The organism is Tistrella arctica (genome assembly GCF_039630945.1).
GTDB classification, from domain to species: domain Bacteria; phylum Pseudomonadota; class Alphaproteobacteria; order Tistrellales; family Tistrellaceae; genus Tistrella; species Tistrella bauzanensis.
In genome coordinates this window covers 1-25,715 of the sequence record NZ_JBBKTV010000006.1, presented here as the reverse complement: position 1 = coordinate 25,715, position 25,715 = coordinate 1, and the positions used below count along the sequence as shown (strand labels likewise).

Genomic DNA, 25,715 nt, shown 5'->3' with positions numbered 1-25,715 from the left:
TCAGGCGCCGGTGTCGACATCATCAGGCACGACCACATCCCCGGCCGTCACGACGGCGCCACCTGCGGCAGGCGGCGGCGCGGACGCCGCAAGCGGCCCCAGTCGGGGCGAGATCGCCGGCTTCATCGCCATGGTCTTCGGCATGTTCATGGCCATTCTGGACATCCAGATCGTGTCGTCGTCGCTGTCGGAACTGCAGGCCGGCCTTGCCGCCAGCCCCGACGAGGTGTCGTGGATCCAGACCAGCTATCTGATCGCCGAAGTGGTGATGATCCCGCTCAGCGGCTATCTGTCGCGGGCGTTGTCGACCCGTGGACTGTTCCTGATCTCGGCCGCCGGTTTCACGCTGATGAGCGTTGCCTGCGCCACCGCGACCAGCCTGAACGAGATGATCGTCTGGCGGGCACTTCAGGGTTTTCTGGGCGGTGCCATGATCCCGACCGTGTTCGCCGCCGCCTTCCAGTTGTTCCGGGGCAATCGCCGCGGCGGCGTGTCGGTGGTGATCGGGCTGGTGGCGACGCTGGCCCCGACCATCGGCCCCACGCTCGGCGGCTGGCTGACCGAGGTGTTCTCGTGGCACTGGCTGTTTCTGGTCAACGTGGTGCCGGGCATTCTGGTGACGCTGGTGGTCTGGCGCGCGCCGGCCTTCGACACCGGCGACCGGTCGCTGCTGCGCCGGTTGGATCTGGCCGGGCTGATGCTGATGGCGGTGTTCCTGGGCACGATGGAATATGTCGTCGAGGAAGGTCCGCGCGACGACTGGTTCGACGACCGCACCATTGCCGTTCTGTTCGTGATCATGGTCGTGGCGGGTATCGGCTTCTTCTGGCGGGTGCTGTCGCATCACAATCCGATCGTCGATCTGAAGGCGTTCCGCGACCGCAATTTCGCCACCGGCTGCATGTTCAGCTTCGTGATCGGCGTGGGCCTGTATGGGCTGGTCTATGTGCTGCCGCTGTATCTGGCGCGGATCCGCGACCTGAACGCCATGCAGATCGGCGAGGTGCTGTTCGTCACCGGGCTTGCCCAGTTCTGTTCGGCGCCGATCGCCGGCATGCTGTCGCGCAAGATGGACCAGCGGGTGATGCTGGCGATCGGCTTCACAACGCTTGCCGGCTCCACCTGGTGGATGTCGCACATCACCGCCGACTGGGAGTTCGACCAGTTGCTGGTGCCGCAGATCCTGCGCGGCATGTCGCTGATGTTCTGCATGCTGCCGATCAACCAGATCGCCCTTGGCACCCTGCCGATGGATATGCTGAAGAATGCCAGCGGGTTGTATAATCTGATGCGCAATCTGGGCGGTGCGGTCGGGCTTGCCGGCATCAACACGCTGATGATCGACCGCAACGCCGTGCATCTGGGCCGCATCGCCGACAGCGCCAATCCGGCCCGGCCGGAGGTGCAGGCGGCGCTGGACGGGTTGACGCAGCGTTTCGACGGCCAGGTGGCGGGGGATGCATCGCTGGCCGCGTTGAAGACATTGATGGGCATGGTGCAGCAGCAGGCGACGGTGATGACGTTCGGCGATGTATTCCTGGTGCTGGCGGCGATCTTCATCGGCGCTGCCATGCTGACCACGACCCTGCGCCGGCCGGCGATGGCGGGCGCGCCTGCGGGGGGCGGGCATTGAGCGACGCATCGGAACGGGGCAATGGCCGGGCGCGGGCGGTGCTGGCGGCGGCCCGCGCGGCGGCGGCCGAGGCCTGCCGGCCATGTGAGACCGCGGGCCGACCCGGCCCCGGCCGGCCGGTCGATGGCGACAAGCGCCGCGCGATCCTGGCGGCGGCGCGGCGGCAGTTCGCCGGCAACGGCTTCAATGCCGGCATGGGCGATATCGCGGCCGAAGCCGGCGTATCGAAGCAGACGATCTATAATGTCTTCCGCAACAAGGACGAGCTGTTCCTGGCGGCGGTGGGCGAGGTTGCCGAGCAGATCACCGCGCCGTTGAGCGCGCCCGACCCCGATGCCTCGCCCGAAGACATCCTGACCGAGATTGCCTGGCATTTCATGCGGGTGGTGATTTCCGGCAAGATGGTGTCGGTGATGCATATGCTGACCGGGATGGGCCGGGGCGGGCTGGCGCCGGAACTGGCCGCGGCCTTCTATGAGATCGGCCCGGCCAGGAATGGTCGGCGGCTCGCCGACTGGCTGGCGACGCAGCATCAGGCCGGCCGGCTCGACATCGATGACCCGCATCTGGCGTCGGAGCACTTCTTCGGTATGCTGAACGGCAAGCTGCAGCTTCGCCAGTTGCTGTATGCGGCACCGCCCCCCGATGATGACGAGGCGGCGCGGCGTGTGGCGGCGGCGGTGACCCGCTTCATGAAGGCCTATGCGCCGGAGGTGCCGCCGGCGCGCTGACCGCGCCGGCATGTGCCCCCGCCACCGACAGATCCGGAGATTGTGCATGCGATGCTGGCAAGGTGATGCCCTGGGCTCGCCCGATGATTTCACCCTGGTCCGCCGGCCGTTGCCCGAGCCGCAGGCCGGTGAGGTGCGGATCGCGATCGAGGCCGTGGGTCTGGGCTATGTCGACGGGCTGATCGTTCATGGCCGCTATCAGATCCGGCCGCCGCTGCCCTATATCCCCGGCGGCGAGATCGCCGGCGTCATCGATGCGGTGGGGCCGGGGGTGAGCGGCCGGCGCCTGGGCGAGCGGGTGGCGGTCTGGCGGATGGGCGGCGGGCTTGCAACCCATGTGATCGTGCCCGAGGCCGAGGCGGAATGCCTGCCCGCCGGGCTCGACCTGGCCGATGCCGCGGCGATGCTGGTCGATTATCAGACGGTGCATTACGGATTGATCCGTCGCGGCGGGCTGATGGCCGGCGAGCGGGTGCTGGTGACCGGTGCCTCGGGCGGGGTCGGTGCGGCGGCGGTGCAGGTGGCGGCGCGGGCCGGCGCCGACGTCACGGCCATGGCCTCGACCGATGACGGCCGGGCCAGGGCGCTGGCGCTGGGGGCTGCCCGGACCATCGACGCCACCGACCCCGACATCCGTGCCCGCATCCGCGAGACCGTGCCGGGCGGCGTGATCGACATCGTGTTCGATCCGGTGGCGGGCCCGGCCTTCGAGCTGCTGTTCCGGTCGCTGGCCAAGGACGGCCGCCACCTGATCGTGGGCTTTGTCGGCGGGCCCATTCCGTCCCTGCCGGTCAATCTGCCGCTGCTGAAGAGTGCCGCCCTGGTGGGTGTGGAGATCCGGCATTTCCTGACCGCCCATGCCGAGCAGGCGGCCGCCGACCGGGCGGCGCTGTTCAGGCGGGTCGCCGCCGGCGATCTGGCGCCGCCGGCGCAGATGCGCTTTCCGCTCGCCCGCGCGCGGGACGCCCTGGCGGCGACGCTGGCCCGGGGCAAGGCCGGCAAGATCGTGGTTCAGCCGCAACGGGCGGACTGAGCCGTCACAGCGACAGGAAGAAGCCCACGAAGACCGGTGTCGCCAGGCTGACCGCGAAGCCGCTGGCCAGGGCCACCAGCCCGGCCTCGCGCCCGCCATGGATGGTGATGATGCCGAGCGACACGTCCATGGCGGTGGCGCCGGCCGATGCCACCGGCGCCATCGGGCCGAAGGCGCGCACCATCAGCCCGGCAAAGACCAGGGTGATGACCTCGCGGCTGATATTGGCCATCAGGGCCAGGGCGCCCATCGCCTCGCCCCGGGCCTCGGCGATCATCACCGCCGACAGGCTGTACCAGCCGAAGCCCGAGGCCACCGCCAGCACGTCGGCCGGCGCCATGTCGCCCAGCAGCGGCGAGACCAGTGCCGCACCGCCAAGCGTGCCGGCGATCACCGCCACCGGCAGGGCGATCGCGCGCGGCCCGGCGCGCCGCAGCCGGTCCCAGGCCGAGGGGTCGAGTGCCGTGCCGAGCCCGACCAGAAACACCAGCAGCATCAATGCGGGTTCGGTCGCCCAGGCGCTTTGTGCGGCAAGCTGCGGGGCCATGGCGCCGATCGCGATGCCGGCCAGATAGGCGCTGAGGATGATCAGGGTCATGATCATGGCTGGTCCTCGCGCGCATCGACGGGCCCGGCCCTGCGGCCGATCAGCCTCAACAGAACCAGGGTGACGGCGATCGAGCCCGCGACGGCGGCTGCCGAGATGATCACCGCCTTGAGCCCCGAGGCCGCGAGCGTGCGGGCGAGATCGGGCAGGGCGCCGGTGCCGATGCCCATCAGCACCAGCAGCACGACGATCGAGATCGTGGTCAGCCGGTCGACCGGGCGCTGAAGCCGCAGTCGGCGGCTGCGGAGCAGCCAGCCGGCGGCGAGGCCAAGCAAGAAGGCAAGGGCAAGGGCAAGCATGGGGGCGTCTCGATGGCGGGGCCGGGTGGGTACGGATCGGGCCGGGTGCGGATCAGGTGGGGCGGACCTTGATCGATCTTACGGTTGCAGGCAATGGGAAGTCGTGGCGGGCCGGACGTGAACCGGCTAGCATGCGGAAAAACAAACGTATGAATGCGGACCGGTCCGGCCGGCCGCCAAGGGAGGACTGCCTCAGATGGTCGAGATCACCCATCGTCGTGTCAATGTCGGCGAGGTCACCCTGCATATTGCCGAAGCCGGCGACCCCGAAAAGCCGGTGATGCTGTTCCTGCACGGCTTTCCGGAATTCTGGTATGCCTGGAAGGGCATGATGGGGCGGTTCGCGGCCGACTATCGCTGTGTCGCCCCCGATCTGCGCGGCTTCGGCGAAAGCGACGCCCCGGCCGAGGTGGAGGCCTATCGCGCCAAACATGTCGTTGGCGACATCAAGGGGCTGATCGAGGCGCTGGGCGTCGCCAAGGTGATCCTGGTCGCCCATGACTGGGGCGGCGCCGCCGCCTGGTTGTTCGCGATGAGCTTCCCTCAGATGATCGAGCGGCTGATCATCCTGAATTCGCCGCACCCGGCGACGTTTCAGCGCGAGTTGACGCGCAACCCCGATCAGATCCGCGCCAGCCAGTATTTCCGCCTGTTCCGCAGCCCTGAGGCAGAGGCGAAGCTGTCGGCCAATGATTTCGACTGGCTGTGGCGGTTCTCGATGAAGCCGGTCTACGAGAAGGGCATCCTGAACGATGCCGACAAGGCGGCCTATCTTGAAGCCTGGGGCCGCCCCGGCGCGCTCACCGGCGGGCTGAACTGGTATCGGGCCTCGCCGATCGATGTGGTGCCGGCCGGCACCCTGCCGGCTGAAAAGCCGCTGCTCGACCCCGCGAAATACGCGGTCACCCTGCCGGTGCTGGTGATCTGGGGACTGGGCGACACGGCGCTGGTGCCCGGCCTGATCGAGGGGCTGGAGATCTGGGTGCCGAATGTGACGATTGAGCGGGTGCAGCATGCAACCCATTGGATCGCCCATGAAGCCCCCGACGAGGTCGAGGCGGCGATCCGGCGGTTTCTCGCAACGAAGCCGACGACCGGAAAATAATTTCACGCAGGGCCATTTTTAGGAAATTAACAGGGCGCGAAAACGGGTATCCGGGTTGCAAATGATGCGTAACCCGGATTGCTCACGGCTGTTGATCTTGCTCAGGCCTGCGGTTCTGTCTATAGTGCACCGCACATAAAAATCGGCGCCGGCCGTGACGGACCAGGCGCGGGCGACGGAATGGAAAGGTCAGGCCCCATGACCGCGATCAGCGGCCTCTGCATCGAAGACATGACCGTGGGCATGGATGCCACGATCACCCACACCATCACCGATCAGGACGTGCGCGCCTTCGCCGATCTGTCGGGCGACCACAATCCCGTCCATCTGGACGAGGCCTTCGCGAAGACCACGCCGTTCAAGGGCCGCATCGCCCATGGCGCCTTCACCACGAGCTTGATTTCCGCGGTGCTGGGAACCAGACTGCCCGGGCCCGGCGCCATCCTGGTCGACCAGAGTTTCCGGTATCGCGCCCCGGTGCGGATCGGTGACACGGTGACCGCCCTGGTGCGGGTGCAAGAGGTCGACACCGCACGCCGGCGTGCGGTGCTGGCCACGGAATGCCGGGTTGGCGACACCCTGGTTGTCGACGGTATCACCAAGGTGATGGTGCCGGCCCGCCCGGCGGCGCTTGCCGCCGCCGGCTGACCTGCCGGCTTCATTGTGCTGCCGGCCTTGCCGTGCAGCAGGCGGCGGGGTGGCACAGCGGGGCGGCGTAACCGGCATTCCGCCCGAGACCCCACCGCGCCCGCCGGACGCGGCGGACGCCCCCACGCGACCCGAGGGGCGACCGCTGCGGCTTCGGGGGCCAGACAATGGACGGTGCATGCGGCTCTATCGACGTTTCGACGGCCTGCCGGCAGAGGCACGGGGGCTGTCTGTGGCCCTGGGGAATTTCGATGGCGTCCATCGCGGCCATCGCGCAGTGATCGGGGCCGCCGCATCGGCGGCGCGCCGGCTGGGCACGCGCCCGGCGGTGCTGACCTTCGAGCCGCATCCCCGCCAGGTGCTGCAGCCCGATCGCGCCCCCGGTCGCCTGCAGACCCCGTCCGACAAGCTGCGGGTGCTGGCGGCGGAGGCCATTCCCGCCGTGTTCATGCTGCGCTTCAGCAAGGCGCTGGCGGCGATGCCGGCCGAGGATTTCATCGATCGGGTGCTGCTGCGCGGCCTGCGCGTGGCGCATCTGGCGATCGGCCATGATTTCGTGTTCGGTCGCGGCCGGGGCGGCGATGCCAAGCTGCTGGAACAGGCGGCCCAGCGCCACGGCTTCGGCCTGTCGGTGGTGGAGCCGCGATCGATGGGCGACACCGTGTTCTCGTCGACCGCGATCCGCAAGGCGATCGCCGATGGCGACATGATCCGCGCCGGCCAGTTGCTGGGCCGGCCCTGGTCGGTGACCGGCCGGGTGCGCGGCGGCGACCGGCGCGGCCGCACCATCGGCTTTCCCACCGCCAACATCGCCATCGGCCGTTATGTCGAGCCGGCGACCGGGGTTTACGCGATCCGCGCCCATGTGGCGGCGGGGCGGGGCGCCGGCGGCGTGGCCCTGCCGGGCGGGCGCTATGACGGTGTCGCCAATTTCGGCCGCAGGCCCACCTTCGACAAACGCGACCTGCTGCTGGAGGCGCATCTGTTCGATTTCGCCGGCGACCTGTATGGCCGGCAGATCGAAATCGCCTTCATCGAGCGGATCCGCGCCGAACGCCGTTTCGACGGGATCGAGGCGCTGAAGGCCCAGATCGGCGCCGACAGCGAGCGCGCCCGCGGCCTGCTCGCCGATGCCGCCGACCGGCGCTATGGCTGATGGTGCGGGCGGCCATGCGCCGGTCGTGCTATGCCTGCGCCGCCGCCCGTGGCATGATGCGCGCCGCCCGGCTTCAGTGACCGGGCAGCCGACCCATCGCGTTTTCCTGTCGCGTTTCCCTCTGACCTTCAAGCCCGGAAGGGCCGGACCTCGATGAGCGTGGACTACAAAGCCTCGGTTTTTCTGCCCCAGACCCGTTTCCCGATGCGCGGCAACCTGCCGGCCAACGAGCCGGGCCTGCTCGACCGCTGGTCCGGCCAGGATCTGTATGCCCGGCTGCGCGAGGACGGCGAGGGGCGCGAGCGTTTCGTGCTTCATGACGGCCCGCCCTATGCCAATGGCCATCTTCATATCGGCCATGCGCTGAACAAGATTCTGAAGGACGTGATCAGCCGCTGCCAGCAGATGCAGGGCCATGACGCGCCCTATGTGCCGGGCTGGGACTGCCACGGCCTGCCGATCGAATGGGAGATCGAGAAGCGCTATCGCGAGAAGGGGCTGAACAAGGACGAGGTGCCGCTGGTGGAATTCCGCCGCGAGTGCCGCGAGTTCGCCAGCCACTGGATCGATGTGCAGCGCGCCGAGTTCAAACGCCTGGGCGTGCTGGGCGATTGGGAGCGGCCCTATCTCACCATGACCTTCGATGCCGAGGCGCAGATCGTGCGCGAACTCGGCAAGTTCCTGCTGACCGGCCAGCTTTATCGCGGGCCGCAGGCGGTGATGTGGTCGCCGGTGGAAAAGACCGCGCTGGCTGAGGCCGAGATCGAGTATCACGACAAGACCTCGACCACGATCACGGTGCGTTTCCCCATCGTGACCGCCAGCCATCCGGCGCTTTCGGGGGCGTCGGTGCTGATCTGGACCACCACCCCCTGGACCATTCCCGGCAACCGCGCCGTGGCCTATGGCCCCGATCTGGACTATGTGGCGATCCGGCCGGTGGCGGTCGCCGACGGGGCGCAGGCGCGGGTGGGCGAGGTGCTGGTGCTGGCCGAGGCGCTGGCCCCGGCCGTGCTGGCCGATGCCGGTATCACCGCTCATGAGGTGGTGGCGACCTTCAAGGGCACGGCGTTCGAGGGCACGGTCTGCGCCCATCCGTTCCGTGGCCAGGGCTATGATTTCGACGTGCCGCTGCTGCCCGGCGACCATGTGACGACCGAACAGGGCACCGGTCTGGTTCACACCGCCCCCGGCCATGGCGAGGAAGACTTCATTCTGGGCCGGACCTTCGGGCTTGAGGTGCCGGACACGGTGGGCGAGGACGGCGTCTATACCGAGACCGTGCCGATCTTCGCGGGCGACCATGTGTTCAAGGTCGACGACCGGATGTGTCAGGCGCTGGCCGATGCCGGCGCGCTGCTGGCCCGGGGCAGGCTGCGCCACAGCTATCCGCATTCCTGGCGGTCGAAGGCGCCGGTCATTTTCCGTGCCACCCGCCAGTGGTTCATCTCGATGGAGCAGTCGAAGCTGCGCGAGAAGGCGCTGGCGGCGATCGACCGGGTGCGCTGGGTGCCCGAGACCGGCCGCAACCGCATCCGCTCGATGGTGGAAAGCCGGCCCGACTGGCTGGTGTCGCGTCAGCGCGCCTGGGGCGTGCCGATCACGGTCTTCGTCGACAAGGCGACCGGCGAGCCACTGCGCGACCCCGAGGTTCTGGACCGGATCGCGGTCGCGGTGGCGGAAGAGGGGGCCGAGGCCTGGTACACCCGCGACCCGGCCGAATTCCTGGGAGCCGGCCGCAATCCGGCCGATTACGAGCAGGTCACCGACATCCTGGACGTCTGGTTCGACAGCGGCTCGTCGCATGCCTTCACCCTGGAAGGCCGCAACGATCTGAAATGGCCGGCCTCGCTGTATCTGGAAGGCTCGGACCAGCATCGCGGCTGGTTCCAGTCGTCGCTGCTCGAAGCCTGCGGCACCCGCGGCACGGCGCCGTATGAAGCGGTGCTCACCCACGGTTTCGTGCTCGACGGCGAAGGCCGCAAGATGTCGAAATCGGTCGGCAACGTCATCGCGCCGCAGCAGGTGATCGAGCAATACGGCGCCGATATCCTGCGGCTGTGGGTGGTGTCGGCGGATTATTCGCAGGATGTGCGGATTTCCAAGGACATCCTGTCGTCGCAGGCCGATGCCTATCGCCGGCTGCGCAACACCTTCCGCTATCTGCTGGGCGCGCTCGACGGCTTCTCGGATGACGAACGGCTCGACCTCGACCAGATGCCCGAGCTGGAGCGCTTCGTGCTGCACCGGCTGTGGGAACTGGACGTGCAGATCCGCAAGGCGATCGCGGCCTATGACTTCCACAGCATGGCGACCCTGCTGCACAATTTCTGCGCGGTCGACCTGTCGGCGTTCTATTTCGACGTCCGCAAGGACGTGCTGTATTGCGATGCCCCCGACAGCATCCGCCGGCGCGCGACCCGCACGGTCATGGATCTGCTGTTCGACCGGCTGACGGTGTGGGCGGCGCCGATCCTGGTGTTCACCGCCGAGGAAGCCTGGCTCGCCCGCTTCCCCGAGGGCACGGCGCCCGAGGGCGAAAGCGTGCACCGCCGGGTATTCCCCGACACGGTCGATGGCTGGCGCGACGACACCCTGGCCGACCGCTGGCGCCGGGTGCGCCAGATCCGCCGGGTGATCACCGGGGCGATCGAGGTCGAGCGCCGCGAGAAGCGGATCCGCGCCAGCCTTGAGGCGCATCCCACCGTGTGGCTGGCGCCCGAACATGCCCACGCCTTCGACGGGCTGGACGTGGCCGAGCTGTCGATCACCTCGGCGGCGACGCTTGCCACCGGCGCGGGCGAGGCCCCGGCCGATGCCTTCCGGATGGAGGATGTGCCCGGCGTCGCCGTGGTGGTGGGGCGCGCGGCGGGCGAGAAATGCGCCCGCTGCTGGCAGGTGCTGCCGGATGTGGGCGTGAATGCCGACCATCCCGCCCTGTGCGGGCGCTGCGCGGATGCGGTGTCTCATGGCTGACCACCGGCTGGCGTCACCGGTGGGCGGTCTGGACCATCAGGCGATGCGGGCCCGCGGCCGCCGCATGCTGCTGATCGGGTTTGTCGGCGTGCTGGTGATCGATCAGATCACCAAGCAGGTGGTGCTGGCGGCCTTCGACATGCCGGGCGACGGCGTGGTGGTGACCTTCTTTTTCAACCTGATCCTGGTGTTCAATCGCGGCGTCAGTTTCGGTATGTTGGCACAGCATGGTGAACTGGCGCGCTGGGGGCTGACGGTCCTGGCGGCGGTGGTTGCCCTGGTGCTGATCCGCTGGGGCTGGCGGGGCGAACGGGCCTGGACCGCGCTGGGGCTGGGCCTGGTGGCGGGTGGTGCGATCGGCAATGCGCTCGACCGGGTCCGGATCGGCGCGGTGGTCGATTTCCTCGATCTTCACTATGCCGGCTGGCACTACCCGGCCTTCAATATCGCCGATGCCGGCATCACGCTCGGCGTCGTCCTGCTGCTGATCGACGGCCTGTTCGGCCGCGATCCGTCAGAGCAGGCCCGGTCCTGACACCGCCCGCCCGGGTGATGTCGACATGTCATTGGTAGCCGTTCGGGCCGCGCCATTCCGGTGCCGGCCGACGGGATGAGGGAGCAGACCGCATGAGCCGCCTGACCGCGCTGTCGGTGATCGCGATCCTGAGCGTCGGCCTCGCCGCCTGCGATACGGCGCGCGAGACCCTGGGGCTGAACAAGCGGGCGCCCGACGAATTCGCCGTCGTGCCCCGCGCACCGCTTGTGCTGCCGCCCAATTACGACCTGCGCCCGCCGGAGCCCGGCATGGCCCGCCCGCAGGAACAGACGCCGGCCCAGACCGCGCGCGCGGCCCTGACCGGCAATGCCGTGCCCGGCACGGCCCCCACCGGCGGCAGCGAGATCGAGCAGGCGGTGCTGGCCGCAACCGGCGCCGACCGCGCCGATCCCGGCATCCGATCGACGATCGCCCAGGAAAACACCCAGTTGGTTGAGGCCAGCGACAGTTTTGTCGACAGCCTGCTGTTCTGGCAGGAGCAGCCGCAGCCGGGCACGGTGATCGATGCCGGCGCCGAGCAGCGCCGCCTGCAGAGCAATCAGGCGGTGGGTCGCGCGGCGACCGATGGCGAGAGCCCGATCATCGAGCGCAAGCGTCGTGGTCTGCTGGAAGGCATTTTCTGAGCCCGGCATTGGCCGGTGGTGCTGCCGCCGCCGGTCATCCGGCGGGTATGACATAACCGGGCACCCGGCGGCGGGGGGTTGCGCCGGCCGCCGCACCGGCCCATCCTTTGATGCGGCCGCATGCCACCCGGCCGGCCGATCAACGAGGAGACGACGCTTGCCTGCGTCACTACCCCCCGCCGAGCGTCCCCGCCGCCGCGGGCGGCGGACCGCGCCGCTGTTCGCCGCGTCTGTGGGCCTGATGATGCTGATGGCGACCGGGCTGGCCGCGCCGCTGGCTGCCGCTCAGCCATCTGCCGCTCAGCCAGCCGCCGCGTCACCCGCGGCCGTGCCGCCGCCATCGGTGGCGGCCGCGACGGCCGCCGCCGCCGCCAAGGCCGCCACCCCGCTTCTGGGTGCCCGGACGCGCACGCTCGACAACGGCCTTCAGGTTGTGGTGGTTGAAGACCATCGCATGCCGGTTGTGTCGCATATGGTGTGGTATCGGGTGGGCAGCGCCGACGAACCGCCGCGCCGGTCGGGCATCGCCCATTTCCTGGAACATCTGATGTTCAAGGGCACCGATCAGGTGGCCGGCGACGAGTTCTCGCGGCTCATCGCCGAGAATGGCGGTCGTGACAATGCCTTCACCTCGTATGACTTCACCGCCTATTACCAGAACATCGCCGCCGACCGGCTGGATCTGGTGATGCGTCTGGAAGCCGACCGGATGACCGGGTTGAAGCTGACGCCGGAAGACACCCGGACCGAGCTTCAGGTGGTGATCGAAGAACGCCGCAGCCGCACCGACAACGACCCGCAGGCGCGGTTTTCGGAAGCTTATCGCGCCATGCTCTATGGCGGCCATCCCTATGGCCGGCCGGTGATCGGCTGGAGCGCGGAACTGCCGACGCTTAACCGTGACGACGCGCTGGCCTTCTATAAGGCCCATTACCGGCCATCGGCTGCCATCGTGGTGGTGGCGGGCGATGTTCAGGCCGCGGACGTGTTCAAGCTGGCCGAGGCGACCTATGGCCGGGTGGCGAATGACGGCCCCGCCCCCGACGATGCGGCACCCGGTGCCGGCGCGGGGGTCGGTGTTGCCAATGATGCCGCGGCGATCGAGGCCCACCGTCTTCGCCCGGCGCCGGCACCGCTGATCGGCGACCGGCGGCTGGTGCTGGCCGAGGCCGGGGTGGCCTCGCCGACCTGGCGCCGGTCGTGGCTGGTGCCCGGGGCCGAGAGCTTCGGCCGCGACCGCGAGGAAGCGCTGGACCTGTTCCTGTTCGCGATGGGGGGCGGATCGAATTCGCCGCTCTATCGCCGGCTGGTGGTGGCCGAGGGCGTGGCGGTTCAGGCCGGCGCGTTCTATTCCGGCGCCCGCGACGAAGGCCAGGTGATGATCTATGCGGCCCCGGCACCGGGCGTGTCGGTGGCGGCGCTGGAAGCGGCCGTCGAGGCGGCGGTGGCCGATCTGCTGAAGGATGGCGTGCCCGCCGATGTGCTGGAACGCGCCCGCACCCGGATGCTGGCCGACGCGGTCTATGCCCGCGACAGCGTGTCGTCGACCGCCAATCTGGTTGGGGGCGCTCTGGCCACCGGCGAGACGCTGGACCGGCTGGAAACCTGGCCGGAGCGGATCGCCGCCATCACCGGCGAACAGGGGCTTGAGGCCGCGCGCGCGGTGATGGCGCCGCCCGCCGGCACCGCCACCGGCATCCTGCTGCCCGAAGGTCTGGGGGTCGACGATCCGGCGCCGGCGGTGGCCTCTGCGGCCAGTGCCGCGCCGTCCAGCGAAGGAACCGTCCATTGATCGGCCTGCCCCATATGTCAGCGTTTCGTCACGGGCGGGCATCGCAGTTTGCCCGTATCATCCCTGCCATCGTCCTGGTGGCTCTGGTGGCGGTGATCGGATCGGTGCCGGCGCGCGCGCTGGAGATCCGCACCCTGAAGAGCCCTGAGGGCATTCCCTTCTGGCTGGTGCAGGTGCAGGAGCTGCCGGTGGTCACGGTCGATTTCGCCTTCAAGGGCGGCACGGCACTGGAGCCCGCGGACAAGGCCGGTGTGGCGACGCTGGCATCGGGCCTGCTGGTCGAAGGTGCTGGCGATATGGACGGCCCGGCCTTTCAGGACGCATTGGCGGCACGGGCTGTCGAATTTTCCACCAATGTCAGCCGCGACCGGTTTTCGGGCAGTTTCCGCAGTCTGGCGACGGTGGCGCCGGATGCGGCCGATCTGGTCGGGCTGGCCCTGACCCGGCCGCGTTTCGATGCCGAGGCGATGGAACGCGATCGCCAGCAATTGCTGGTCGGGCTGGCGCGGGATGCCGAAAACCCGCAGGTCATCGCCTCACGCAGCCTGCTGGAGGGCTTGTTCCCGGCCGATCCCTATGGCCGCCCGGACGAGGGCACGCCCGAAACCATGAGCGCCATCCAGCGCGACGATCTGATGGCCTATGCCGGCGCACAGTTCACCCGCGCGCGGCTGACGGTGGGTGTCGTGGGTGACATCACGCCCGAGGCTGCGGGTCAGGTGGTCGATCGGGCCTTCGCCGCCCTGCCGGCGGGCGAGGGTGACGTGATGACCCGGCCGGTGGAGCCCGCCTTCTTCGGCGAGACCGTGGTCGACCGGCCGATCCCGCAGACCGTGATCACTTTTGCGCTGCCGGGTATTCGCCGCAACGACCCCGGCTGGTTTCCGGCCTTCGTGATGAACCATATTCTGGGCGGCGGCACCTTCACGGCGCGGCTGTTCAAGGAGGTCCGCGAGGCGCGGGGCCTGGCCTACAGCGTCGGCACCACGCTGTTCCCGCTGGACCGTGCCGGGCTGATCTATGGCTATGCCGCCACCCGCAACGACCGCGCGCGGGAAACGGTGCAGGTGATCCGCGAGCAGATCAGCCGCTTCGTCGCCGAAGGCCCGACCGAGGCCGAGCTTGCCGGCGCCAAGAAATTTCTCACCGGTTCCTTCCCGCTCAGCCTGGATGGCAGCGGGGCCGTGGCCGGGCTGCTGGTGACCATGCAGATCCACAACCTGCCGCCGGCCTATCTCGACAATCGCAGCGCGCTGATCGAGGCGGTGACCGCCGACGATGTGAAGCGGGTGGCCGCACGTCTGCTCGATACCGATCGTCTGGCGGTGGTGATGGTGGGGCAGCCGGCCCCGGCCGAGGCCGGACATGCCGCCATGGCCTCGCCGCCATCCGATGCCCCGCCGTCATCCGGGGCATCGTCCACGTCGCATTGACCGTTCGCGCCTGGCCGATTTTCCGCCGTCAATGATGTCCCAAGGACAAGACACCCGCATCATGCCCAACACACTGCCGTTCACCATCGACTTCGCCGGATGCCCGGCCGACCCGTCATCGGACCGGAGCGCGCTTCTCGACCAGACCCGTCAGGCGCTGGACCGTCTGCATGGCTGGCAGGCGGACGGCACCCTGCCGCTGCTGAACCTGCCCGCCGCCCGCGATGATCTGGCGGCGCTGGCGCCGGTGGTGGCGCGCTGGCGACAGGAGGCAAGCGACGTTCTGGTGCTGGGCATCGGCGGGTCCAGCCTTGGTGCTCAGGCGCTGCTGGAATTGCGGGATCCGGCCGATCGGGGGCCGCGCATCCACACCCCCGACAATGTCGACCCGGTGAGCTTCCGGCGGCTGATCGACGGGCTCGACTGGACCGGCACCCGGTTGCTGGCGGTCTCGAAATCGGGCGGGACGGTGGAAACCGTGGCCCAGCTACTGCTGATCCTGGACCGGATGGAAGCCGCGATCGGTCGCGACGACACCGCGGCGCGGCTGGTGGTGATCGCCGAACCCGGCAATTCGCCGCTGCGCCAGATCGCCAATGATTACGGCGTCGAGACCTTCGACCACGACCCGGATGTCGGCGGCCGGTTCTCGGTGCTGTCGCTGGTGGGGTTGATGCCGGCAATGTTGGGCGGCGTGGATGCGGCGGCCGTGCGCGAAGGGGCGGCGGCGGTGCTGGAGCAGGCCTTTGCCGGTGGCGATCCGGCCGGTATCCCGGCGGCGATGGGTGCCGCGGTCGCGGCTGGGCTGATGCGCCATCACGGCGTGTCGCAGGCCGTCCAGTTCGGTTATGTCGACCGGCTGGCGCGGTTCGGTGAATGGTGGCGGCAGTTGGTGGGCGAAAGCCTGGGCAAGCAGGGCATCGGGCTGGCGCCGGTCTTCGCCCGTGGCGCCACCGACCAGCACAGCCAGCTTCAGCTGTATCTGGATGGCCCCCGCGACAAGCTGGTGACGGTGATCGAGCCGCCGGCGGAACAAAGCCCGGCCTGGCGGATCCGCCCCGAGGCCGCGGCCCGTTACGGCGTCGACTATCTGTCGGGCCGCAGCCTGGGCGACCTGATCGCGGCCGAGGCGCGGGCGACCGCATCGTCGCTGATCGCCGAAGGCCGCCCGACGATCTGCATGCGGCTGGATGCGGTGGATGCCCGCACCATCGGTGCGCTGATGATGAACGCGATGCTGGAGACCATCCTGCTGGCCGACCTGCTGGCGGTCGATCCGTTCGACCAGCCGGCAGTGGAGAAGGGCAAGATCCTGACCCGCGAATATCTCGCGGCCCTGGGCTGAGGCGGCGGCCAGCCGGTCATGTCACAGATCCGCCGCCTGCCCGAGACGCTGGTCAACCGCATCGCCGCCGGCGAGGTGGTGGAACGGCCGGCGGCTGCGGTGAAGGAACTGGTCGAGAACGCCATCGATGCCGGCGCCACCCATATCGAGGTGGCGTTGGGCGGTGGCGGCCGCAGCCTGATCGCGGTCGGCGATGACGGCATCGGCATGGATGGCGAGGATCTGGAGCTTGCCGTCGATCGCCATGCCACATCGAAGCTGGCCGACGACACCCTGGTCGAGATCGACACGCTGGGCTTCCGGGGCGAGGCCTTGCCATCGATCGGCGCGGTCAGCCGGATGAAGATCACCAGCCGGCGCAAGGGCGCCGATGCGGCGGTCGAGATCGCCGTCGAGGGCGGGCTGAAAGGCCAGACCCGGCCGGCGGCGGGGCCCGTGGGCACACGGGTCGAGGTGCGCGACCTGTTCTATGCCACCCCGGCGCGGCTGAAATTCCTGAAATCGGAGCGGGCCGAGACCCAGGCGGTGGCCGATGCGCTGCGCCGGCTGGCGATGGCCTATCCGGAGATCGGCTTCAGCCTGACCGATGGCGAGCGGCGGATCTTCGCCTTCCGCCCTGAGGCGGGGCTTGGCGCCGCGGCGCGCCTGGCGCGACTGGCCCGGATCATGGGCCGCGACTTCGCCGAGAATGCCCTGGAGATCGAGGCCGAGCGCGACCTGATCCGCCTGGACGGCCATGCCGGGCTGCCGACCCTGAACCGTGGCACGGCGCAGCACCAGTATCTGTTCGTGAACGGCCGGCCGGTGCGCGACCGGTTGATGCAGGGGGTGGTCCGCGCCGCCTATCAGGATCTGCTGGCCCGCGACCGGCATCCGATGGTGGCGCTGTTTCTGACCGTGCCGTCGGCGCTGGTGGATGTGAACGTGCACCCGGCCAAGGCCGAGGTGCGGTTCCGCGAGCCGCAACTGGTACGCGGGCTGATCATCGGGGCGCTGCGCCACGCGCTGGCCGAGGCCGGCCACCGGGCGGCGACAGCCTTGGGCGGCATCGGCGGCCTTGGTGCCGCCAACCGCGCCAATCTGCCCTTCGGGTCATCCACAGGATCGTCCACAGATTTGCCAACAGGGTCATCCACAGGGATGTCCACAGATCTGCCCACAGGCGGCGGCGATCAGGCGTCGCTATGGGCCGCCGCCCGACAGGCCGCCGCCGGCATTCTGCCGCCACGGTTGAGCACTGCCGCAGCCGGCAGGGCCACGGCCTTCTGGGCACCGCCGTCAGCCGATGATCAGGGGCTTGCCGATCCGCCGACGCCGGGCATGGACCTGGACCCGCTGGCACCGCCGGCCGCGCGCGGGGCAGCACCGGCCGCCGCCGGCCCGGTGGATGCGGCTTTGCGCGCCCATCCGCTGGGTGCGGCGCTGGCTCAATTGCACGACACCTATATTCTGGCCGAGACCGATCATGGGCTGGTGGTGGTGGATCAGCACGCGGCCCATGAGCGGCTGGTTTATGAACGCATGAAGCGCCACATGGCGGAGGCCGGCGTGCCCTCGCAGGGCCTGCTGCTGCCCGAAGTGGTGGATCTGGACGAGGCCGCGGCCGATGCGCTGGTCCGGCGGGCGCCGGAACTGGCCCGCATGGGGTTGGATATCGAGGCTTTCGGACCGGGGGCGGTGCTGGTGCGGGGCGTGCCGGCGCTTCTGGGGCGGGTGGATGCCCGCGGCCTGATCCGCGATCTGGCCGATGAGATCGCCGAGTATGACGACACCCTGGCTCTGGCCGACCGGCTGGAGGCGGTGTGTTCCACCATGGCCTGCCATGGCAGCGTCCGTGCCGGCCGCACGCTGTCGGTGCCTGAAATGAACGCCCTGCTGCGCGAGATGGAGATCACGCCCCATTCCGGTCAGTGCAATCATGGCCGGCCGACCTGGGTGTCGCTGGATCGCGGCGCCATCGAGCGGTTGTTCGGGCGGCGGTGAGCGGGGTGGATCGCAGAACATGCCGCCAATGCTGACACGGCTGCGGGCCGGGCTGCTGGCGGCGATGCTGCTGCTGCCGCTGACCACCGGCTGCGCCGTGCCGGCGGTGTACGACGTCGCCGATGCCGGCGGCGTGGTGCTGCTGGACGACCGGGTGCTGCGACCGGATGACGGGCCGCGCGGCATTCCCATGGGCGGCTTGTCCGAGATTGCCGGCGACGGCGACGGCGGCTATGTGTTGATCAGCGATGATCGTGGCGAGTATGGGCCGCCCCGGCTGCTGACCATGACCATCGATTTCGATCTGGCGCGACAGCGCTTCCGCATCGGCGCCCGCGACTGGCTGCCGCTGGTGACCGGCACCGCCGATGGCATGACCCCGCCCGCGACGATCGATGGCGAGGCATTGCGGATCGTGCCGGGCAGCGGCGAGCGTCTGTGGTCGTCGGAAGGGCGGATCTGGGACGGCGTGCCGGCGGCCCTGTATCTGAGCGATGCCGACGGCCGGCTGTTGCGGCAGTTGGACCTGCCGGCCTATTTCCGCCCCGATAAGCCCCGGGGCTGGTCGGGGCGCGGCATGCGGCCGAACAAGGCGTTCGAGGCGATCGACGTCACGAAGGATGGCCGCCAGGCGGTGGCCATGCCCGAGGACGTGCTGATGCAGGAGATGACCGACGAGAATGGCCGCACCGGCATCCCTGTGCGGGTGATGCGCTTCGATCTGGCCAGCGGCCGGCCGATCGGCGCCCATGTCTATCGGCTGGACCCGTTTCCCGATCCGGGGCCGGACGGCGCGCCCGGCGGCATCAATGCCAATGGCGCGGTGTCGATGCTGCTGCTGGATGATGGCCGCTATCTGGTCTTGGAACGGGCCTTCCTGAAGGCCTATGGTGTCCGGATCCGGTTGTATCTGGCCGATCCCGCTGGCGCGGATGATGTGCTGGCCATCGACACCCTGAAGAACAGGCGGTATCGCGCCGCGTCGAAGCGACTGATCGGGGATCTGATCGGCGCGGGCCTGCGCGCCGACAACTGGGAAGGCATGGCGTTCGGGCCGGAGCTTCCTGATGGCCGAAAGACCCTGGTTCTGGTGTCGGACGACAATTTCAACCGTCTGTTTCAGTCCACGATCATTGCCTGGATCGCGCTTCCGCCTCTCGATTGATGCGAAGACGCAATCAAAGGTTGATGGTGTGGACAGCATCCTGCCGGTTCGGAATGCAACTTTTACGTTTTATATGGGTGAACATATTGACCATGACGCGGATGCGTCAGACATTCCGGTCAATAGGTTTCGCAATCCGTGCAATATTCTACTTCAAATAGCGGCCCTTGGTGTCGATGGGCGCCATTCCGGACCGCCTGTCGTGCCGCATCATCGGATCGACAGGCGGACTGTGCCGGGCTGTCGGTTGAGGTGGGCCGGTGCGTGCCAGCATTGACCGGGACCGATCATGACCATCAGGGCCGTTGCCGTTTCCGCCCCCGACTGGGTGGCGGGTGTGAAGGATCAGCGCGCGCTCAACAGCCGCGATGCTGCCAGTCTGTATAATGCCTGCCGGGTTGCTGCCGCCGAGGCAGCCGCCGGCATTGGGCCGTGGGGCCTGTCGAACTGGGCGGGTGGTGACGCCCGCGCCAGCCGTTCGGCCGCCCGCGCCGCCACGCTGCTGATGTATTCCATGGACGATATGGCGGCGCTTCGCGCCATTCTTGCCCGTGAACAGCCGAACCTGCTGCTGATCGGCGCCATGTCGCTGTGCCTGCCGGGGGCCATCGCCTGTGCGGTCGCTGCCCGCGACATGCTGGGCGACCGGGTGGCGATCGTGCTGGGCGGGCGCCATGCCAGCGAAACGGTGTGGCTGGCCGATCCCCGCACCCGCCGGTCGTCGACCCTGCGGCGCCATGTGGCGGCGCCGCTGGACCTGATCCATGCCGGCCGTATCCCGCCGGTGTTCGATGCCGTGGCCATGGGGGATGGCGAATATCTGATCGCGGCGCTGGGCCGGGCGGTGGATGCGGCCATGTCGCGCGGGTTGCATCCGGCGGCGCTGTTCGGCGAGATCGAGCCCGCCACCCCGGGCGACTGGATCCTGGGGCTGAACGACCGGGGGCGGCCCGGCTATCTGGTGTCGCAGGCGGTGCCGATGGATTACGCGGCGCTGCCCGCGCCATCGCGGATGTTCGGTGTGGGCGGGGCGTTCGGTGTGTTCGGCGGGCGTATGACCGCCCATGTGTTCAGCGATATCGGCCGCGGCTGCGTCTATGATTGCGGCTTCTGTTCTGAACGCGCCTCGGCCACCGGCGGGGTGCGCGACCTTGCCAACAGCGGCGACCGGTTGTATCGCCAGTTGCGCGATGCCGCCGTGACCATCGCCGAGGACTGGCCCGGGTGCTGCGCCAGCGCGTTCTGCGAGGATTCGGTGCTGCTGGGCGGCGCCAACCGGCTGATCGACCGGTTCTGCACCCTGATGGAACGTCAGCCCCTCGATATCCGCTTCGGCGGCCAGTTGACCATCGACCAGATCCTGGCGCGGCCCGCCGAGGTGGCGCGTCTGGCCCGTGCCGGCCTATCCTATGTCTTCATCGGTGTGGAAACGCTGTCGCCGGAGGAGATCGGGGGGATGAGCAAGGATGTCGGCCGCAAGCGGTCGTCCTGGACCGACCGGATGCATCAGGCCTTCGACATTCTGGGCGCCGCCGGCATCGATTGCGGCTGCGCGGTGCTGTTCGGGCTGGGAGAACGTCATGACAGCCGGCTGGCGCTGCTCGACCGGCTCGACCGTTTCCGCCGCAGCCATGGCGTGCCCGATCCGATCAGCCTGAACTGGGCGGTGCAGCACCCGCTCTGTGGCGAGGACGGTGGCGCCAACTATGACTATGTCGACTGGGGAACCCCTGACGGTCCGTATCTGGACCTGTTCCACAATTTCGGCGAGGCGTCGCTGCGCTATCCGCTGCCCCATGTCGGGCGCCCGCGTCTGAACGAGGTGGCCGAGGTGGTGGCTGCGGCGGATGCCGTGCGCCGTGTGCCGGTCGGCGGACGGATGGCGTCGTGAGCGGGGCTGACCGGACGGATAATGGCGGCGGCGATCGACCGATGTCGCCGTCGGAACCTCTGTCTCGACGGCGCCAGGGCACCCGCATCGCCCAGGGCGCCCGCTTCCCGCTGGGTTGCGTGGAAACACCTGTGCCACCGGTGACCGAGGCCACCACGGTGCTGTTCGCCGATATCGACGCCATGGCGCCGGTCGACCGCGACAGCCTCAGCCGACAGGGCCATGACCCGTTCGACGGCTTCTATTACGGCGCGGTCGGCACACCGTCATCGGGCGCGCTGGCGCGGATGGTGGCGGGGGCCGGCGGCGCCGGTCATGCGGTGATCACGCCCGCCGGGCTGTCGGCCTTCATCGCCGCCCTCTGGGCCTGTGTGAAGCCGGGGCAGCGGGTGCTGGTCTCGGACGCCGTCACCTATTCGCTGCGCTGGCATCTGGACCGACGCGCGGCCCTGGCGGGCATCGGGGTGGATTATTTCCCGCCCGGCATCGGCGCCGGCATTGCCGGGTTGATCCGGCCCGAGACCCGGCTGGTCTGCGTGGAAAGCCCGGGCGCCTTCACCTTCGAGGTCGAGGATCTGGCGCCGCTGGCGGCGGCGGTTCATACAGCCGGCATCCGGCTGCTGGTCGACGATACCTGGAGCGCCGGCCTGCATTGCCGACCGATCGATCACGGCGCCGATCTGGTGTTGTACTCGCTGGCCAAGCTGCATGCCGGCATCGCCGGGGTGTCGCTGGGCGCGGTGCTGACCAACGACCGCGCGCTCTATGAGGATATCCTTGAGGAAACCGCCCTTCAGGGCATGGCGGTATCGGCCGATGCCACCCAGAAGGCCAGTGTCGCCTGTCAGACGCTGGCGGTTCGGCTGGCGGCACAGGACCGCAGCATCCGACGGGTGATGGCGGCGGTGTCGGCCATGGCGCCGGCGGGGCTGCGGCTATTGCATCCGGCGATCGAAACCCACCCTGGCCACGCAATCTGGCGGCGCGACTTTACCGGCGCCGGCAGCCTGTTCTCGATCGTGGTCGAAGGCGGCAGCCCCGCCGATGCCGCGGCCATCGGTCGCGGGCTGGCCCTGTTCCGTCCCGGCTATGGCTGGGGCGGGGCGGTCAGCCTGCTCTCGCCCTTCGTCGCGGGCGAGGGGCGCACGGTGTCTTGCCCGCCGGTGGACGGCGCGGGTCTGCGGCTCTATGTCGGCCTTGAGGATGCCGATGACCTGGCGGAGGATCTGTGCGCGGCCGTGGAACAGGCGGCGCGGGCCGGCGGGTAGGACGAGAGCAGTCCACACCCAACCCGTAAAGTGTCGCTTTACGCAGAACGAAGTTTGCGGGTATTGTGGCGGATGAGAATCAGGACGGTTATCCACAACGGATTACGTCGTTTGATCGATAAAGACGATGTTGGTGGCCTGCCGCCCGCAGTCGTGCCAAAGCTGAGGAACATGATATCGTTCCTGGAAGCGATGAGCGATGTCGACGAACTAAAGAGCATACCGCATTAGAGCAGATCCCGATCAGATGGGACCACCTGATCGGGTTGAGATGCTCGCTAACACAATACCTTAGAGGAAGTTCCTTGAGCCAGAGCGAACGGAATTTCCTCTGGCACGCCCGTCTGTTGACTGGTGATCGCAAGGGCTACTGGGCGCTCTATGTCACGCGGAATTGGCGGCTGACCTTCAAGGTGGATGATGTCCAGATTGAGATCATCGATCTGGACTATCAAGATTATCATTAAAGCGGACGTATAGTTCGTTTAGAGCGCGCCGTTCGACAGGAGATGGCAATGACCGTGATGCAGGGCATTCGCATGAAGATGCCGGGTCATCCTGGCGGATTTTTGAAGAGTGAGATTCTGGAGCCGCTGTCGCTGTCGGTAACGGAGACGGCACGTGTGCTTGGCGTAACACGGCCGGCCCTGTCGGCGCTTTTAAACCAGCGTGCACAGCTGTCGCCCGAGATGGCGTTGCGGATCGAGAAGGCGTTCGGTGTGTCGATGGACACGTTGATGCGGATGCAGACCAATTATGATATCGCCCGGGCTCGCCTGCATGCAGACGAACTTGATGTTCTGCCCTATGCAGGCCGGCGGGATGTGGCTGAGTCGCCGGCGTGATCAGCGCCGCCGGCGGCGGATGAAGCGGACCAGGAATGTCAGCACCAGCGCCACCGGCAGCAGGGCGGGCAGCATGCCGATCAGCCAGACCAGCAGGCTCAGCCCGTCGCGGAAGGCGTCGATCAGCCCGGCGATCAGGTCGCGGCCCAGCCCCTTGAACGGGTCGAGCAGGCCGGGGCCGGTGGCGGGCGCCATCACCTGGACCCGGTAAAGGTCGCGGCTGATGCGGTTCTCGATCCGGCCATAGTCGCCTGTGGCCAGTTCCAGCCGGGTCTGGGTGTCGGCGATTTCACGGCTGAGGGTGATGAGGTCTTCAAGCGTGGCGTCGGGCCGCTCATACAGGCCCTGGAGCCGGTCGCGATGCTGGCGCAGCAGGGCCAGCCTGCGGCTGACATCCACCACCTGATCCGACAGATCCTCGGCGGCGGTCTGGCGTTCCAGCGCCTCGCCCTCGGCGATACCGGCGAGATAGCCGTCCATCACCTCGACCCCGGGCTTGGGCAGGCGCGCTTCAAAGGCGCCGCCGATCTCGGGGCCGTCGATGCGCACCGACAGCATGGTGCAGCCCGACATGTCGCGGCAGATCTGGCGCAGACGCTCTATATGGCGGCCCGGGTCGGTCACGGTCAGGCGCCGGTCATGGGTATAGGCCAGCCGTTCTTCCGGTTCCCGCTCTTCCAGGCCGGCCGTCGCGGCTTCGCCCGATGCGGGCGCTTCCGGCGCCTGCATGCCATTGCCTGCAGGGCCGGCGATCTTCGACATCATCGGCGCCGGTGGGGCGGCCGCGATGCCGCGTGACATGCCGCCCTGGCCGCTGGTTCCGCCGCTGCCATTGTCGTCGGGGTCGCAGGCGGCAAGCGAGATGGCGAGCAGGCCCGCCAACAGCACGCGGCGCAGGATCATGACCGGGGCTCCGCCGCGATGTCGGTATCGGCGCCCGCATCTTCGTCGTTGCCAGTGTCCTCGTCGATACGCGCGTCCTCGTCGATACGCGCGTCCTCGTCGATACCCGCATCTTCGTCGATACCGGTATCGGCATCGATCGGAATGCCATGACCCAGGATAAGGATATCGGCCTTGCCATAGCGGCGCCGGTCAAGCAGGGCGTAGCCGTCGACCGGCTCGACCGGGGTGCCCCGCTGCACCTCAAGCGTGATGATCGCCGGGCTCGCCAGCGACCGTGCCGCCAGCAGTCCGGCCAGGATTGCCGGCACCAGTTGTGGTGCGTCATAGGGCGGATCGATCATCACCAGATCGAACACACCCTGGCCGCGCAGCGCCCCGGCCACCGTTTCAGCCCGGCTGAGATCGGCCGAGGCGAAGCGGCAGCGCGGGGTTTCCCCAAGCGTGTCGGCATTGGCTCGGGCAAGGTCCAGCGCATGGCGGTCGCGGTCGAGGAAAACAGCGGCTGCGGCACCGCGCGACAGGGCTTCCAGCCCCAGCGCGCCGATGCCGCAACACAGATCGGCGACGCGGCGGTCACGAACCACCGCATCGCCATCGCCCCGCAGATCGCGATGGCCGAGGATATCGAACAAGGCCTCGCGGGCGCGTTCCGATGTCGGGCGGATCACCGCCCGGCTTGCAGGACCGCGCCCGTCAGGCGCCTGGAGTGCGCGGCCACGATGGCGGCCGCCGACGATCCTCGGCATCGGTGATCAGCCCTCGCCGCCATGGCCCTCGGGCTTACGCCCGCGGGGTGCGCCGAAGGGCCGGTCCTGGCGCGGTGCGCCGCCCTGCGGACGATCGCTCACCGGCCGGCTGCCACCGAAGCTGCGACGCTCGCCACCACCACGGGTGTCACGGTCGCCACCACGGAAGCCGCCACCCTGCGGACGATCGCCCTGAGGCCGGCCGCCGCCGAAGCTGCGGCGCTCGCCGCCGCCCCGGTTGTCACGGTCGCCACCACGGAAGCCGCCGCCCTGCGGACGATCGCCCTGGGGCCGGTCGCCACCGAAGCTGCGACGCTCGCCGCCGAAGCCGCCGCGATCGCCGCCGCGATTGTCACGGTCGCCGCCACGGAAGCCGCCGCCCTGCGGCCGATCGCCCTGGGGCCGGTCGCCACCGAAGCTGCGACGCTCGCCGCCGAAGCCGCCGCGATCGCCGCCGCGATTGTCACGGTCGCCGCCACGGAAGCCGCCGCCCTGCGGACGATCGCCCTGGGGCCGGTCGCCACCGAAGCTGCGCCGCTCGCCACCGAAGCCGCCGCGATTGTCACGGTCGCCGCCACGGAAGCCGCCGCCCTGCGGACGATCGCCCTGAGGCCGGTCGCCACCGAAGCTGCGACGCTCGCCGCCGAAGCCGCCGCGATCGCCGCCGCGATTGTCACGGTCGCCGCCACGGAAGCCGCCGCCCTGGGGCCGATCGCCCTGGGGCCGGTCGCCACCGAAGCTGCGCCGCTCGCCACCGAAACCACCGCGATTGTCACGGTCGCCACCACGGAAGCCGCCGCCCTGCGGACGATCACCCTGGGGCCGGTCGCCACCGAAGCTGCGGCGCTCGCCGCCGAAGCCGCCGCGATCGCCGCCGCGATTGTCACGGTCGCCACCACGGAAGCCGCCGCCCTGCGGACGATCGCCCTGGGGCCGGTCGCCACCGAAGCTGCGCCGTTCGCCACCGAAGCCGC

At 69.0% G+C, this 25,715-nt stretch carries 22 protein-coding genes and 1 pseudogene; 19 read left to right on the top strand and 4 right to left on the bottom strand.

The window, feature by feature from the left end; all coding sequences use genetic code 11:
- The first annotated feature begins 10 nt into the window (after nucleotides 1-10).
- Genes WG924_RS14125 through WG924_RS14115 form a run of 3 tightly spaced genes read left to right on the top strand, consistent with a single transcriptional unit; the run spans nucleotide 11 to nucleotide 3,397 of the window.
- Entirely contained in the window at nucleotides 11-1,633 is a 1,623-nt protein-coding gene (locus WG924_RS14125) for a DHA2 family efflux MFS transporter permease subunit (RefSeq protein ID WP_345933691.1), read from the top strand.
- On the top strand, nucleotides 1,630-2,364 hold the full coding sequence (locus WG924_RS14120; RefSeq protein WP_345933690.1) for a TetR/AcrR family transcriptional regulator: 735 nt from the start codon (nucleotides 1,630-1,632) through the stop codon (nucleotides 2,362-2,364). Before WG924_RS14125 ends, WG924_RS14120 begins: the two co-directional genes overlap by 4 nt.
- A gap of 46 nt (nucleotides 2,365-2,410) precedes the next feature.
- Complete coding sequence (locus tag WG924_RS14115; protein ID WP_345933689.1) at nucleotides 2,411-3,397, top strand: zinc-binding dehydrogenase; 987 nt, start codon at nucleotides 2,411-2,413, stop codon at nucleotides 3,395-3,397.
- 4 nt (nucleotides 3,398-3,401) lie between these two features.
- On the opposite strand, the gene WG924_RS14110 is transcribed toward WG924_RS14115, so the two are convergent.
- Both WG924_RS14110 and WG924_RS14105 read right to left on the bottom strand, forming a co-directional pair.
- Nucleotides 3,402-3,995, bottom strand: a complete 594-nt coding sequence (locus tag WG924_RS14110) for a LysO family transporter (protein WP_345933688.1) — start codon at nucleotides 3,993-3,995, stop codon at nucleotides 3,402-3,404.
- 2 nt (nucleotides 3,996-3,997) lie between these two features.
- A complete protein-coding gene (locus WG924_RS14105; protein WP_188579841.1) occupies nucleotides 3,998-4,303 on the bottom strand; it encodes a LysO family transporter in 306 nt (101 codons plus the stop codon).
- 196 nt (nucleotides 4,304-4,499) lie between these two features.
- Here WG924_RS14105 and WG924_RS14100 point away from each other — a divergent pair, with 196 nt between their 5' ends.
- The 15 genes from WG924_RS14100 to WG924_RS14030 all read left to right on the top strand — a co-directional run bounded on the left by WG924_RS14100 (nucleotide 4,500) and on the right by WG924_RS14030 (nucleotide 23,089).
- Nucleotides 4,500-5,408, top strand: coding sequence for an alpha/beta fold hydrolase (locus tag WG924_RS14100; RefSeq protein WP_345933687.1), 909 nt, complete (start codon nucleotides 4,500-4,502; stop codon nucleotides 5,406-5,408).
- Between the two features lie 198 nt (nucleotides 5,409-5,606).
- A complete protein-coding gene (locus tag WG924_RS14095) occupies nucleotides 5,607-6,056 on the top strand; it encodes a MaoC family dehydratase (RefSeq protein WP_188579845.1) in 450 nt (149 codons plus the stop codon).
- A gap of 178 nt (nucleotides 6,057-6,234) precedes the next feature.
- Nucleotides 6,235-7,212, top strand: a complete 978-nt coding sequence (locus WG924_RS14090) for a bifunctional riboflavin kinase/FAD synthetase (RefSeq protein ID WP_345933686.1) — start codon at nucleotides 6,235-6,237, stop codon at nucleotides 7,210-7,212.
- 153 nt (nucleotides 7,213-7,365) lie between these two features.
- A complete protein-coding gene (gene ileS, locus WG924_RS14085; protein ID WP_345933685.1) occupies nucleotides 7,366-10,188 on the top strand; it encodes an isoleucine--tRNA ligase in 2,823 nt (940 codons plus the stop codon).
- Nucleotides 10,181-10,723, top strand: a complete 543-nt coding sequence (lspA, locus tag WG924_RS14080) for a signal peptidase II (RefSeq protein ID WP_345933684.1) — start codon at nucleotides 10,181-10,183, stop codon at nucleotides 10,721-10,723. The genes ileS and lspA overlap by 8 nt, the downstream gene beginning before the upstream one ends.
- 92 nt (nucleotides 10,724-10,815) lie before the next feature.
- The gene (locus WG924_RS14075; RefSeq protein WP_345933683.1) at nucleotides 10,816-11,367 is read left to right on the top strand and encodes a DUF3035 domain-containing protein; all 552 of its coding nucleotides are present in this window, start codon (nucleotides 10,816-10,818) and stop codon (nucleotides 11,365-11,367) included.
- A 157-nt stretch (nucleotides 11,368-11,524) separates the two neighbouring features.
- Complete coding sequence (locus WG924_RS14070) at nucleotides 11,525-13,159, top strand: M16 family metallopeptidase (protein ID WP_345933682.1); 1,635 nt, start codon at nucleotides 11,525-11,527, stop codon at nucleotides 13,157-13,159.
- 14 nt (nucleotides 13,160-13,173) lie between these two features.
- Nucleotides 13,174-14,592 carry a M16 family metallopeptidase gene (locus WG924_RS14065; protein WP_345933681.1) on the top strand — a complete coding sequence of 473 codons (1,419 nt, stop codon included), beginning with the start codon at nucleotides 13,174-13,176 and terminating at the stop codon, nucleotides 14,590-14,592.
- Between the two features lie 61 nt (nucleotides 14,593-14,653).
- Nucleotides 14,654-15,937, top strand: a complete 1,284-nt coding sequence (locus WG924_RS14060) for a phosphoglucose isomerase-related protein (RefSeq protein ID WP_345933680.1) — start codon at nucleotides 14,654-14,656, stop codon at nucleotides 15,935-15,937.
- Nucleotides 15,938-15,955: 18 nt separating this feature from the next.
- The gene (mutL, locus tag WG924_RS14055; RefSeq protein ID WP_345933679.1) at nucleotides 15,956-17,920 is read left to right on the top strand and encodes a DNA mismatch repair endonuclease MutL; all 1,965 of its coding nucleotides are present in this window, start codon (nucleotides 15,956-15,958) and stop codon (nucleotides 17,918-17,920) included.
- 28 nt (nucleotides 17,921-17,948) lie between these two features.
- Complete coding sequence (locus WG924_RS14050; protein WP_345933678.1) at nucleotides 17,949-19,085, top strand: esterase-like activity of phytase family protein; 1,137 nt, start codon at nucleotides 17,949-17,951, stop codon at nucleotides 19,083-19,085.
- Nucleotides 19,086-19,374: 289 nt separating this feature from the next.
- Nucleotides 19,375-20,976 (top strand): B12-binding domain/radical SAM domain-containing protein, encoded by a 1,602-nt coding sequence (locus WG924_RS14045; protein ID WP_345933677.1) that lies wholly within the window; start codon nucleotides 19,375-19,377, stop codon nucleotides 20,974-20,976.
- Complete coding sequence (locus tag WG924_RS14040) at nucleotides 20,973-22,244, top strand: aminotransferase class I/II-fold pyridoxal phosphate-dependent enzyme (protein ID WP_345933676.1); 1,272 nt, start codon at nucleotides 20,973-20,975, stop codon at nucleotides 22,242-22,244. The genes WG924_RS14045 and WG924_RS14040 overlap by 4 nt, the downstream gene beginning before the upstream one ends.
- Nucleotides 22,245-22,549: 305 nt before the next feature.
- Entirely contained in the window at nucleotides 22,550-22,711 is a 162-nt protein-coding gene (locus WG924_RS14035; protein ID WP_372044851.1) for a hypothetical protein, read from the top strand.
- A 48-nt stretch (nucleotides 22,712-22,759) separates the two neighbouring features.
- The gene (locus tag WG924_RS14030; protein WP_345933674.1) at nucleotides 22,760-23,089 is read left to right on the top strand and encodes a HigA family addiction module antitoxin; all 330 of its coding nucleotides are present in this window, start codon (nucleotides 22,760-22,762) and stop codon (nucleotides 23,087-23,089) included.
- Here WG924_RS14030 and WG924_RS14025 read toward each other — a convergent pair whose 3' ends face one another.
- Entirely contained in the window at nucleotides 23,090-23,992 is a 903-nt protein-coding gene (locus WG924_RS14025; RefSeq protein ID WP_345933673.1) for a DUF4349 domain-containing protein, read from the bottom strand.
- The gene (locus tag WG924_RS14020; protein WP_345933672.1) at nucleotides 23,989-24,741 is read right to left on the bottom strand and encodes an RsmD family RNA methyltransferase; all 753 of its coding nucleotides are present in this window, start codon (nucleotides 24,739-24,741) and stop codon (nucleotides 23,989-23,991) included. Before WG924_RS14020 ends, WG924_RS14025 begins: the two co-directional genes overlap by 4 nt.
- 21 nt (nucleotides 24,742-24,762) lie before the next feature.
- On the opposite strand from WG924_RS14020, the pseudogene WG924_RS14015 reads away from it, so the two are divergent.
- Nucleotides 24,763-25,715, top strand: a pseudogene (locus WG924_RS14015) (hypothetical protein); the annotation flags it as partial.